This window comes from Nocardia ignorata NBRC 108230, assembly GCF_001612905.1.
GTDB lineage: Bacteria > Actinomycetota > Actinomycetes > Mycobacteriales > Mycobacteriaceae > Nocardia > Nocardia ignorata.
In genome coordinates this window covers 30,741-43,069 of sequence record NZ_BDBI01000030.1, presented here as the reverse complement: position 1 = coordinate 43,069, position 12,329 = coordinate 30,741, and the positions used below count along the sequence as shown (strand labels likewise).

General features: G+C 68.6%; 9 protein-coding genes. 3 read left to right on the top strand and 6 right to left on the bottom strand.

The window, feature by feature from the left end:
- Nucleotides 1-37: 37 nt before the first annotated feature.
- The 3 genes from NI2_RS23935 to NI2_RS23925 all read right to left on the bottom strand — a co-directional run bounded on the left by NI2_RS23935 (nt 38) and on the right by NI2_RS23925 (nt 3,716).
- Nucleotides 38-754: a type 1 glutamine amidotransferase gene (locus tag NI2_RS23935; RefSeq protein WP_067494578.1), complete on the bottom strand. Its 717-nt coding sequence runs from the start codon at nt 752-754 to the stop codon at nt 38-40.
- Nucleotides 751-1,986 carry a Mur ligase family protein gene (locus tag NI2_RS23930; protein WP_067494574.1) on the bottom strand — a complete coding sequence of 412 codons (1,236 nt, stop codon included), beginning with the start codon at nt 1,984-1,986 and terminating at the stop codon, nt 751-753. The genes NI2_RS23935 and NI2_RS23930 overlap by 4 nt, the downstream gene beginning before the upstream one ends.
- Nucleotides 1,987-2,054: 68 nt before the next feature.
- Nucleotides 2,055-3,716: a hydroxysqualene dehydroxylase gene (locus NI2_RS23925; protein ID WP_243750021.1), complete on the bottom strand. Its 1,662-nt coding sequence runs from the start codon at nt 3,714-3,716 to the stop codon at nt 2,055-2,057.
- Nucleotides 3,717-4,099: 383 nt separating this feature from the next.
- On the opposite strand from NI2_RS23925, the gene mycP reads away from it, so the two are divergent.
- Entirely contained in the window at nt 4,100-5,434 is a 1,335-nt protein-coding gene (gene mycP / locus NI2_RS23920; RefSeq protein ID WP_243750020.1) for a type VII secretion-associated serine protease mycosin, read from the top strand.
- Here the strand turns inward: mycP and NI2_RS23915 are convergent.
- Nucleotides 5,383-6,372: an EamA family transporter gene (locus NI2_RS23915; protein ID WP_084476699.1), complete on the bottom strand. Its 990-nt coding sequence runs from the start codon at nt 6,370-6,372 to the stop codon at nt 5,383-5,385. The genes mycP and NI2_RS23915 overlap by 52 nt on opposite strands.
- Nucleotides 6,373-6,444: 72 nt before the next feature.
- On the opposite strand from NI2_RS23915, the gene NI2_RS23910 reads away from it, so the two are divergent.
- Nucleotides 6,445-7,344 (top strand): LysR family transcriptional regulator, encoded by a 900-nt coding sequence (locus NI2_RS23910; RefSeq protein ID WP_067494567.1) that lies wholly within the window; start codon nt 6,445-6,447, stop codon nt 7,342-7,344.
- An 83-nt stretch (nt 7,345-7,427) separates the two neighbouring features.
- Here the strand turns inward: NI2_RS23910 and NI2_RS23905 are convergent, their stop codons facing one another.
- Together NI2_RS23905 and leuA are read right to left on the bottom strand one after the other, a co-directional pair.
- Nucleotides 7,428-9,242 carry a nucleotide-binding protein gene (locus NI2_RS23905; RefSeq protein WP_424991834.1) on the bottom strand — a complete coding sequence of 605 codons (1,815 nt, stop codon included), beginning with the start codon at nt 9,240-9,242 and terminating at the stop codon, nt 7,428-7,430.
- A 235-nt stretch (nt 9,243-9,477) separates the two neighbouring features.
- Nucleotides 9,478-11,277 carry a 2-isopropylmalate synthase gene (gene leuA, locus NI2_RS23900; protein ID WP_067494564.1) on the bottom strand — a complete coding sequence of 600 codons (1,800 nt, stop codon included), beginning with the start codon at nt 11,275-11,277 and terminating at the stop codon, nt 9,478-9,480.
- 284 nt (nt 11,278-11,561) lie between these two features.
- On the opposite strand from leuA, the gene NI2_RS23895 reads away from it, so the two are divergent.
- Nucleotides 11,562-12,326 carry a sulfite exporter TauE/SafE family protein gene (locus NI2_RS23895; protein ID WP_067494561.1) on the top strand — a complete coding sequence of 255 codons (765 nt, stop codon included), beginning with the start codon at nt 11,562-11,564 and terminating at the stop codon, nt 12,324-12,326.
- The last annotated feature ends 3 nt before the right edge of the window (nt 12,327-12,329 follow it).

The following is a 12,329-nucleotide window of genomic DNA, read 5'->3' as shown; positions in this document are numbered from 1 at the left end:
GTAGAGCAGTACGAGGTGTCCGCGCTGCGGTGTCGACTCAGGCGCGCAGGCGTTCGCGGCGGAGGCGGTCGACTACCGGGAGGTCGAGGGGGGTGAGGTCGGTGGGGGAGATGCCGAGGGCTCGGGCGATGAGGTAGTCGGCGAGTTCGGGGTTGCGGGCCAGGGCGGGGCCGTGCAGGTAGGTGCCGAGGACCGAGCCCTGGACGACGCCTTCGGTGCCGTCGCCGACACCGTTGCCGACACCGCGGGTGACGCGGGCGAGGGGCTTCGCGTCGGGGCCGAGAGTTGTTCCGCCGCGATGGTTTTCGAACCCGGTGAGCGGAGCGGAGAGGCCTTCGAGCAAGGGCGTGGTTGTCACCTCACCGATGGCGCGGGTGTCCTGGGGTGAGGTGGTGACGTCGAAAAGGCTCACGCCGTCGACCTTTTCGCCCGCCGAGGTCTCGTACCAGTTGCCGAGCACCTGGATGGCGGCGCAGATGGCAAGCACGGGAGCACCTTTGGCGGCAGCCTGCTGCAGGCCGGGGTAGCGCTGCAGGTGACGGGTCGCCAGGCGCTGGGCGGAATCCTCCGCACCGCCGAGGGTGTAGATGTCGAACGAATCGGGGACCGGGTCGGCGAGGGTGATCTCGACGATCTCGGCGTCGTACCCGCGCATCCGCAACCGCTGACGCAGCACGAGTGCGTTGCCACCGTCGCCGTAGGTACCCATCACATCGGGCAGCACCAGCCCGATACGCACAGTGGACTCGCTCATTTGCGGGCCTCCAGATCACGATTCAGATCGCGGAACGCGGTGTAGTTGGCCAGCACCTCGACATGCCCGGCGGGGCACGACGCGATGGCGCGCACCGGATCGGGCACCAGCGTGTGCTCCACGCCGGCATAAGTCAGGCGGACGGCCAGGTCGGTGGCCCGCTCACCGGAGGCGACCACCTGTACCCCTTCGAAGTGTTCGAACCGCACATCCCACAGCCACGACAGGTCCTCACCGTCGGGCACCTGCCCGTTCACGGCGATCACCAGCCCGGCCGAGGACGGCTCGATCATCGACAGCGCCTCCTGCCACCCCGCCGGGTTCTTGGCTAGCAGCAGCCGCGCGTCGTGTTCGCCGACGGTGACGGTGCGGTAGCGGCCCGCGATCTCACGCACCGTTGCGGTGGCATCGGTGGCCTTGGTCGCATCGGCGCCGAGTGCCACGGCGGCGGCAACGGCCTGGGCCGCGTTCCCGCGATTGGCCCGGCCGGGCAGGGCAAGGTGCAGAGGAGCACGGAAACCGTCGGGACCGCACAGCTGTTCGCCGTCGAGCCACCAATCCGGCTGCGGGCGATGGAAATCGGTGCCGGTGGAACGCCAGTTCTCACCCTCCCAGACGATGGGTTCACCGCTGCGCGGGCAACTGGTCGCGTCGACGGCCCAGCCGCTGCCCGCGGCGACCCACACCACATTGGGGTGGTCGTAGGCGATGGACGCGACGAGCACGTCGTCGCAGTTGGCGATCACCACGGCATCGGGATGACGTTGCAGCCCGGCACGCAGTTTGCGTTCGATCATGTTGATCTCGCCGACCCGGTCCAGCTGGTCGCGGCTGAGGTTCAGCAGCACGACGGCGGCGGGGTCGAGCGCGTCACATACGTGCGGCAGATGCAGCTCGTCGACCTCGATCGCGGCCAGTGCCACCCCGGGGTGCTGGCTGAGCGCCGCGACGATGCCCGCGTCCATATTGGCGCCGTCGGCCTGGGTGGCGACCTGACCGAGGCTGCCGAGCGCGGCCGTGGTCATCCTGGTTGTCGTCGATTTGCCGTTGGTGCCGGTGATGAGCACCGTCCGGCGGTCGCGACCCAGTTGAGTCATGATCGTCGGATCGATTTTCAGCGCGATCAGGCCGCCGATCATCGAACCCTTGCCGCGGCCCGCCTTCTGCGAAGCCCACGACGCTGCCGCCGCCGCTCGCAAGGCCAGGCGCCCACGCACCGAGATGTCTGCCACGACGCGAGTCTATGTGCGCGGTGTTACGGCTGACTTTCGGGAGCGGTGTGAGCTGCGTCCGGTCGCGTTCACAGTGGCACGTCGAACAGGTTGGGCAGGCCCTTGGCGTAGCGGTCGGCATCGATCACGCGCAGCGGTTCGAGGCCGGGCGTGCGGCGCAGGTGGAACACCTCGCAGCGCGGCGCCGCCGAACCGGCTACGTCGAGCAGGGCGTTCACGGCCGCGCGGGCGGACTCGTTGGCGCCCTCCATCGTCGCCAGGTCCACATCGGTGCGCACGTAATCACCTGCGAGGAAAAGGTTTTCGATGGGGCCGTGCGGTTCGGGGCGGTGGTCCCAGGAACCGGCGGTGTTGATGAGCAGCGGGTCGGCATTGGCATTGCGGCCGCCCTGCCAGGAGATTCCCGGATCGAGGAACCACGAATGCACCTCGGCGGGACGCAACAGCTGTTCGCGATCGTTGAGGTGTTCGCTCAGCTGCGCCCACACCTCGCGGAAGATCTCCTCGTGCGTGCAGTCGGTGGCCGGTTTGCCGTAGAGGATGCCGGGGGTGTGCCAATCGGAGATGTCGACCGACAGGCAGTCGGCCACCGAGCCGTCGCCGAAGGTGGGCAGCTTGCGCGTCCACAACTGGTTCTGGCTGATCGAGGTGAGCGACCACGGCGAATCCACGTATGCCGCGTGACCACGTGAGATACGCAGCGGCGCCCGGAAATAGATCTGTATGCCGTTCATCCAATCGACGTGCAGCCGGTCCATCGCCGCGTACTGCGGCGCCAGCTCCAGCACGTCGGCCGACCACAGGGTCCGCGCGTGTTCGACGGGCATCGCGACCACGAAGTAGTCGGCGTCGACCTCGCCGACCCCCGCCACCCGCGCGGCGGCGATACGCCGATCACGCACGACGAGCTCCTCCACTCGCGCGTCCAGCTCGAAACGCACACCGAGCCCGCGCAGATGCGCCACCCACGGGTCGATCCAGGCGGTATTGGTCGCGTTGTTGAGCACCCGGTCGAGCCCGCCGTCGTTGCCGATGCCCAGCGGGTTGCCGAGGAACTGCTCACCCATGCTGCCGATGGTTCTCGTGCTGGCCAGGTCTTCCTTGGCGGCCACCATGATGCTGGTGAGCGTGCGGGCCACGATGGCGCGGAACTCGTGCGAGCGCGTGTGCCCCTGCACGAAATCACGCCACGAGGTGTGCTCCCATTGCCCGAATCGGCGGGCCTGGCAGCTGCTGTTGAACACCAGTAGCCGGTTGGCGAAATACGCGGCCTCGTCGGCGGGCATTTTCGAGGTGGTGGTGATCGTGGCGGTGAGGGTTTCGCGGACCGCGTCAGCGGTGGTCACGGGCAGGCCCGTGCCGGGCAGGGCGAGCGAGATGTCGTCGCCGCCGCGCCGGGAGAACCGCGCCTCGGGCACGGCGATCAGGTTGTTCCACACCCCATCGGCGTTGCCGCGCACCGGGATTCGGCGCATCGTGTCGGGCAGGTTCCGGTAGAAGCCGGGGAAGAAGCGGAAACCGTGCTCACCGGGCAGGTCGGGGCGGCCGTCGCGCCCGGTGCCGGGAACAGCGATGCTGCGCGCCTTGCCGCCGAGCGCCCGCGCCTCGTAGACCGCCACTTCGAAGCCGCGCTCGGCGAGTTCGTGCGCCGCCGTCAACCCGGCCACACCACCGCCGAGCACCGCGACCCGGCGTCCGGGTGGAGCGGCCTTCGCGGGCACTCCTGTCACGGCCCCCGCCGCTACCACCCCCGCTGCGACCGTGCCGTGCAGAAAATTCCTGCGCGATACGGGCCACCGCTGTTCCGCCATACGCTGTTCAGCTGCCTTGCTCGAGTATTGCCTGCTATTTGCCACCACTCTAGAGCGCGGCGAAGACCTGGCTATATCGACCTGTGCGCAGTTCGCCGAGCTCGAAACCGACCGGTCACATGCTAGCGACCAACGGCCGGTCGCGGCGGCGATTCGGCAATCGGGTCCGGCCGTTCACCGGCGAACCGGGTAGGTGGCGGATGTGCGACAATGCCGCAGTGCGTGGGAATTGGTGGGGGCGCCGGCGGGCGCACAACGTAGTCACACGGGTTGTTCTCGTCGCGGGGATCGTCGGCTGTTCGGTGAGCATCGGCACGCCGACCGCCGCCGCGGCCCGGCCGCCCGCCATCGACGCCTCGGCCCTGCCGGGCGACGGGGCGCCCAAGCCGTACACCGAGGTCGAAGCGGCGAACCCGTGCACGAGCACGCGGACCAGCCCGTCCACCTCCACCCCACCGGCCCAGAAATTCCTCGGTCTCGAACCGGCCTGGCAGTTCAGCCGTGGCGCGGGGCAGACCGTCGCGGTGATCGACACCGGCGTCGCCCGCCATCCCCGGTTGCCGAACATCATCGGCGGCGGTGACTACGTCGCCGACAGCGACGGCACCGTCGACTGCGACGCCCACGGCACCTTCGTGGCGGGCATCATCGCCGGTCAACCGTCCTCGACGGACGGTTTCTCCGGTGTCGCACCGGAGGCGCAGATCATCGGGATCAGGCAGTCGTCCAGCGCGTACCGGCCCAAGGGCCGCGAGGTCGACCCGAACGACCCCAAGAACGGCGGCGGCGTCGGCAATGTGTCGAGCCTGTCGGAGGCCGTGGTGCACGCGGCCAACATGGGCGCGACCGTCATCAACATCTCCGAAGTCGCTTGCGGCTCACCGACGATGAACGATCGCAAGCTCGGTGCGGCCGTCGCGTACGCGGCCACGGTGAAGGACGCGGTCATCATCGCCTCGGCCGGCAACAGCGACAACAAGGCCTGCACCGGTAATCCGGGGATCAACCCGCTCAAACCTGGTGCCGATCCGTGGGATTCGCTGGCTACCGCCGTGACTCCCGCCTGGTACGACGAATACGTGCTCTCGGTCGGGTCGGTCGACCTCAACGGACAGCCCTCGTCGTTCACCGTGCCCGGCCCGTGGGTGGGGGTGTCGGCGCCCGGTGAGCAGATCGTGTCGCTGGATCCCAACAGCGGTGGGCTCGCGTACGCGACTGTCACCAACCAGGGCGACAGCAATATCGCGGGCACCTCGTTCGCCGCACCGTATGTCGCCGGGGTGGCGGCGCTGGTGCGAGCCCGGTTCCCGCACCTCACCGCCGCCCAGGTGATCCATCGCATCCAGGCGACCACCCACTCCACCCCGGAGGGCTGGAACCCCTACGGCGGGTTCGGCACCATCGACCCCGTCGCCGCGCTCACCCACGATGTCGACACGACGACACCGCTGGTGAAGAAGCCGTCGAGCGCGGAGGGGCGCCAGGTGCAGCTGGCCGTGCCGCCCACTCCGCCCGCGCCCGACAACACCGCGCGGAATGTGGCGTTGATCGGGTTGGGCGTCGTGGTGGTGCTGTGTGTGCTCGGTTATCTCGCCTCGTTCCCGATCGTGCGTGCGCTCGGCGGACGCAGGGACTGACCAACCGCGGCATCGGCCGGGACAGGTGCCGGTTCGGTGGTCGGCGTCGAAACCGGAAGGGCCTTGGCGGTGGTCGCCGCGAAGGCCCCCGCGATGACGATCACGCCACCGAAAAGGGCTGCGGCCGTGGGCTGTTCGTCCAGCACCAGCCACGCTGCGGCGATGCCGACGACCGGGACGAGCAGCGACAGCGGGGCCACGGTACCGGCCGGGTAGCGGCTCATCAGGTACGTCCACAGCCCGGAACCACAGACGGTGGCGAGGATCGCGATGTAGGCGACGGCGATCAGCGCGGGCGGCCCGGTTTCGGTGGCGAAGGCCGAGCCGAGTGCCGCGAAACCGGCCGTCGGACCCTCGACGGCCATCGACAGGGCGAGCAGCGGCAGCACCGGGACCACCGACATCCACAACGTCAGATGCAACGGGTCGAAGCCGGGGGAGTCGGCGCCTGCCTTGCGGGCGCCGATATTGCCGAAGGCCCAACCGAGGCCGCCCGCGAGCGTGAGCAGGACCGGGAGCAGGGTGGCATGGGCCATGCGGTCGGCACCGATGATCGTCATCCCGAGCACGGCGACCACCAGTCCCGCGATCTGTACCGGCCGCAACCGTTCGCGCAGCAGCACCGCGCCGAGCACGACGGTGAACGGCGCCGACGACTGCAGGACCAGTGAGGCCAGGCCGGTCGGCATGCCGAGGTGCATGGCGGTGAACAGGAACGCGAACTGCGCGATGCCGAAACCGGCGCCGTAGAGCAGCAGCCAGCGCGTCGGTACAGCCGGGCGCGGAATGAACACGAGCACCGGCAGCGCGATGACGGCGAAGCGGAGGGCGGCGAAGAAGAACGGCGGGAAGTGGTCGAGGCCGATGCGGATGGCCAGGAAGTTCAGGCCCCACAGGACGACGACGGTCAGGCCGAGCAGGCGGTCACGGGTGGTCACATGGTCTATCGTGCGGTCGGCTAATCATCAGGACAATCGAATTAAAGTGGATGAATGAAGTAGATTTACTTCATGTTCTCGGTCGACCGGTTGCGGATTCTGCGGGAACTCGCCGAACGCGGCACCGTCGCCGCGGTGGCCGAGGCGCTGTCGATGACACCCTCTGCGGTGTCGCAGCAATTGAAGGTGCTCGCCAGGGAAGCGGGCGTCGCCCTGCTCGAGCCGGACGGCAGGCGGGTGCGGCTCACCGACGCCGGGCAGGCTCTCGTGCTCCGCGCGGACGACGTGCTCGCCGCCATGGAGAGGGCCGTGGCGGAGATGGCGCACTATCGCGGGTCGCCGCGTGGTCAGGTGCGGGTGGCGTCGTTCCCGTCCGGTGCCGCCCTGCTGCTACCGCCGGTGCTCACCGCGCTCGTCGACAGCGGTGTGGAACTCGTCGCGGGCGACGAGGATCTGCCGCCGAGCGAAGCGTGGAAGCTGCTCGCCGACTACGACATCGTGCTCACTCACCGCGACGAACGCGCGCCCTCGCTGGCCGGGCCACGACTCGCCGCGCGGGTACTCATGCGCGAACCGATCGACGTGGTCGTCGCGGCGGATCACCCACTGGCGGAACGTGATTCGGTGCGGCCGGAGGAACTGGCCGATGAGACCTGGGTGAGTGTGCGCGGCGGTTTCCCGGTCGACGACGTGCTCAACTCCATCGCCACCGTCACCGGGGTGCGACCGCGGATCGCCCAGCGGCTCAACGAGTTCCGGGTGATCGAGACCGTGGTCGCCTCGGGCTACGGCGTCGCGCTGATGCCACGATTCGCCGTCGCCCACCCGGACCTGACGGTGCTACGGCTCGACGGGGTACGGGCGGCGCGGGTGTACGAGATCGTCACCCGGCCACAGGCGCATCGCCGTCCGGCGATCGCCACGGTGCTCGCGGCCTTCGAGACAGCCGCAGCGGACGTGCTGACTCGCTGAGGCCGGTCGACTCGACAGGCGGGCATCGACCTGGCCTGTGTGGTGCGACGGCCGACGTGGCGAGGCCACGCCGGCCGACTACATCAGAACTGACCGTGCTGGTACTGGCCCGGCTGGAACTGCCCGGTCTGGAACTGGGCCTGCATACCCGGCTGGAACTGCTGCTGACCGTGGTAGCCGAAATCGTCGGCGACCATCGCGGCCAGCTCCAGCAGGGCGCGCCGGGTCGGCTTGCTCACCAGTTCGAGGTCGATCTCGGCGCCCTCGGCCAGGTGGTCGTCGAACGGGACGACCTGCACCGCGCGGGTGCGGTCGAGGAACAGCTTGCGCAGCTGGTCCAGGTCGACCGTCGAGGCGCCGCGCCGCGACGCGTTCACCACCACGACCGTGCGCTCGACCAGCTTGGAGTAACCGTGGTGGTCGAGCCAGTCCAGCGTCGCCGACGCACTGCGCGCACCGTCGATCGCGGGCGAGGTGACCAGCACCAGCGAGCTCGCCATATCCAGCACACCGGCCATCGCCGAGTGCATCAGACCGGTGCCGCAGTCGGTGAGGATGATGTTGTAGAACGACTGCAGGATGCCGATCGCCTTGCGGTAATCGGCCTCGCTGAACGCCTCCGACACCGCCGGGTCCTGCTCGGACGCAAGCACTTCCAGCCGGCTCGGCGCCTGCGAGGTGTGCGCGCGCACATCCGAGTAGCGGGTGATGCTCTGGTCCTCGAGCAGGTTGCGCACCGTCGAACGGGTCTGGCGCGGCACCCGGTGGGCGAGGGTGCCCAGGTCGGGGTTGGCGTCGATGGCGATCACGCGGTCACCACGCTGGGAGGCGAAGGTGGAGCCGAGGCCGACGGTGGTCGTCGTCTTACCGACACCACCCTTGAGCGACAGGATCGCGATCCGGTAGTCGCCGCGCACCGGCTGATTCACCCGCTCGACGAGGTCGCGATGCACCACATCGGCCGCCGACTCACCCGGATTGATGACACCACCGGACACCTTGTGCACAGCCTTGCGCCACCCGCTGCGCGGCGACTTACGCGCCCGCTTCAGCAGATTCAGGTCGTTGACCGAATGACCCGGCTGCCCGGGCTGCGTCATGTGCTGCGGCTGGAACGGCTGCTGCTGCGGTGCGCCCCACTGCTGGCCGGGCGCGCCCATCGGCGCGCCACCGGGGAACTGCCCCTGCGGCTGCATCGGCTGTCCACCGAATTCACCCGGTTGCGGTTGACCCGGCATCTGGCCGGGCTGCCCGAATTCCCCGGACGGCATCTGACCCGGCTGGCCGAACTCACCCGACGGCGGACCAGGCGGCATCCCACCCTGCATGGGCGGCTGGTACATCGGTGGGGGCGGCGGCGCCCAGCTGTAGATCGGCTCCGACTGCGGGCCCTGCGGCGCGACCGGTTCCTGTCCCGGGAACTGCGGCGGCTCCTGGCCCGGGAACTGCTGTCCGGCAAACTGCGGCTGATCGAACCCGGCCTGCGGTTCCTGGCCCGGATGCTGCGGCGGCGCACCGGGATAGGGCTGCTCACCCGTCGGATACTGACCCGGCTGACCAGGCCACGGCTGCTGCTCCGGGGCATTCGCCACCGGGTGCGCGCCACCGCTCTGATACGGGTCGGGCACCGAAAACGTGTTCTGCGCAAAAGGTCCGGGCACGAACCCGCCCGGTTGGAAGACGGTCTGCTCGGAGATCCCGACCTCCGCCTCGGCGGGCGGCTGCTCATCGGGCTTGTCGGTGCTCTCGGCCGCCGGTTCGGCAGCGGCCTCGACGGCTTCGTTCTCGTCGTCGCGCACCGTCTGCACCCCGGAGGGACCGGACGCAGCGTCGGCCGTATCAGCCGACGGACTCTGCAGCCAGGGCGGAGAAGTCGGATTATGGTCGTTGTCGGTCACAGTTCCCCCACTTGCTCGATCTGTTCGAGCAGGAAGCTCGGTGCTGAATGTGCACCAAAACGCTAGCACGCGGCTAATCTTCGCGCGCTAGTGGCAGCAGGCCGACGGGCAGTAGTGACGGTGCATGAGCCCAGCTCAGCGAAGGTTCCGCACGGCCGGCAGTGCGCTGGGCGGCTCCCGCGCCAAAACGCCGAAGGCCGGGCAACGCGTACGCTGCCCGGCCCCGATGCTGTTCTCAGCGGTTGGCGGCTCGGTTCACTGCCGAGACGACCGCGCGCAGGGAAGCGGTCGTAATGGAGGTGGCGATGCCGACACCCCAGACGACCTTGTCACCCACAGCAACCTCGACGTAAGCGGCGGCCTGAGCATCGTCACCCGCTGACATCGCATGCTCGCTGTAGTCCAACACCCGCACGTCGTAACCAACAGTGGCCAGCGCATCGACGAAGGCAGCCAGCGGACCGTTGCCCGACCCGCTGATCTCCTGCTCGACCCCATCGACCTTCACCGTCGCGACGATGGAATCCACCCCGCCATCGGTCTCGGCGGCGGTAACCGTCTGCTTGATACGTTCCAGCGGCAGAATCGGATTCAGGTACTCCGTGGCGAAGACATCCCACATCTCCTTGGGCGTCACCTCGCCGCCTTCACCGTCGGTGATCGCCTGGATGGCCTGCGAGAACTCGATCTGCAGGCGGCGCGGCAGCACCAGCCCGTGATCGGTCTTCATGATGTAGGCGACGCCGCCCTTGCCGGACTGCGAGTTCACCCGGATCACGGCCTCGTAGGTGCGGCCGACGTCCTTCGGGTCGATCGGCAGGTACGGGACCTCCCAGACGATGTCGGCGACGTCGGCGTCCTGCGCGTCGGCGGTGGCCTTCATCGCGTCCAGGCCCTTGTTGATGGCGTCCTGGTGGCTGCCGGAGAACGCCGTGTAGACCAGGTCGCCGCCGTAGGGGTGACGCTCGGCCACGGCCAGCTGGTTGCAGTACTCCACCGTGCGACGGATCTCGTCGATGTCGGAGAAGTTGATCTGCGGGTCGATGCCACGGGAGAACATGTTCATGCCGAGGGTCACCAGGCAGACGTTGCCGGTGCGCTCACCGTTGCCGAACAGGCAGCCCTCGATGCGGTCGGCACCGGCCTGGTAGCCCAGCTCGGCGGCCGCGACGGCGGTGCCGCGGTCGTTGTGCGGGTGCAGCGACAGCACGATGGAGTCGCGGCGGGCCAGGTTGCGGTGCATCCACTCGATCGAGTCGGCGTACACGTTCGGTGTGGCCATCTCGACGGTCGCGGGCAGGTTGATGATCAGCGGCTTGGCCGGGGTGGGCGCGATGATCTCGGAGACCGCGTCGCACACCTCGCGCGCGTAGTCCAGCTCGGTACCGGTGTAGGACTCCGGGCTGTACTCGTAGCGCCACTCGGTGTCGGGGTAGCGCTTCTCGATCTCGAGGCACAGCGCGGCGGCGTCGGTGGCGATCTTCTTCACCGCGTCGCGGTCGGCGCGGAACACGACCCGGCGCTGCAGGATCGAGGTGGAGTTGTAGAAGTGCACGATCACGTTCGGCGCGCCGTTGCACGCTTCGAAGGTGCGCTCGATCAGCTCGGGGCGGCACTGGGTGAGCACCTGGATGGTGACGTCGGCGGGGATCGCGCCGTCTTCGATGATCTCGCGGACGAAGTCGAAATCGGTCTGGCTGGCGGCCGGGAAGCCGACCTCGATCTCCTTGTAGCCCATCCGGACCAGCAGGTCGAACATACGTCGCTTGCGGGCGGGGCTCATCGGGTCGATGAGGGCCTGGTTGCCGTCGCGCAGGTCGACGGCGCACCACGCGGGCGCGCGGTCGATGATCTTGTCCGGCCAGGTGCGGTCGGGCAGCGTGATCGGCTCGACCTCCTCGGCGTACGGGCGGTACCGGAAGGCCGGCATCGAGGAGTTCTTCTGGTTGTTCCAAGCGGGCTGGTCGGCCGGGGCAGGTTTGCTGGGGGCCGTGATGGTGCGCGAAGCGGATACGAATGCGTCAGCCGAGGACATGCAAGTTTCTCCGTGGGTGTGGTGGATTCCCTGATGGGAGCGGGTCGACCGGCGCGTTGGAACCCCGCGACGGGAGCCGGTCCGTATCAGAACCCGTCGCGGCGGCCGAGAAGAAGTGCCCGCTGCATGATTCCCCGAGCTTACCGTGTGCGAAGCCGTGCTGGTAAGCGGCCTGCGGAATTGGGTACGCCGATATCTACCGCACCGTCCGACCGGTACGGTTTCCAGGGACAGCAACGCTTGTACGTGCCTGGCGCACGACGAGACGTCCCAAAGGAATTCGCATGACTTGGTTCGAGCAACTGGCCGTCTTCGTGGCCGGAATCGCGGCGGGTGGCATCAATACCATCGTCGGGTCCGGCACACTCATCACCTTCCCCGCGCTGTTGGCCTTCGGTTTGCCACCGGTGACGGCGAACGTCTCCAACACCATCGGTCTGGTCCCCGGCTCGGTGAGCGGGGTGATCGGATACCGCCGCGAACTGGTCGGCCAGCGCGAGCGGCTGCTGCAACTGGGCACCGCCTCGCTGCTCGGCGGCATCACCGGCGCGGTACTGCTGCTGACCACGCCCGCGGCGGCGTTCAAGGCGGTGGTCCCGGTGCTCATCATCGCGGCCCTGATCCTGGTGATCGTGCAGCCGCGCCTGGCGGCCTGGGTGAAACGTCGCCGCGGCGAGGACACTCCCGCGCCCGCGCACGGGGGGCCGATCCTGCTCGTCGCGGTGTTCGGCACCGGTATCTACGGCGGCTACTTCGGCGCGGCCCAGGGCGTACTTCTCGTCGGGCTGCTCGGTGTGTTCGTGCACGAGGACATCCAGCGGCTCAACGCGGTGAAGAACGTGCTCGCGCTGATCGTGAACGCGGTGTCGGCGGTGATCTTCATCGTGATCGCCGACGTGAACTGGCAGGCGGTGGCGCTGATCGCGGTCGGCTCGATCATCGGCGGTCAGCTCGGTGCGAAGGTCGGCCGCAAGTTGCCGCCGAATGTGCTGCGCGCCGTGATCGTCGTCGTCGGTTCTATCGCTGTGATCCGCCTGTTGACGACCTGACGT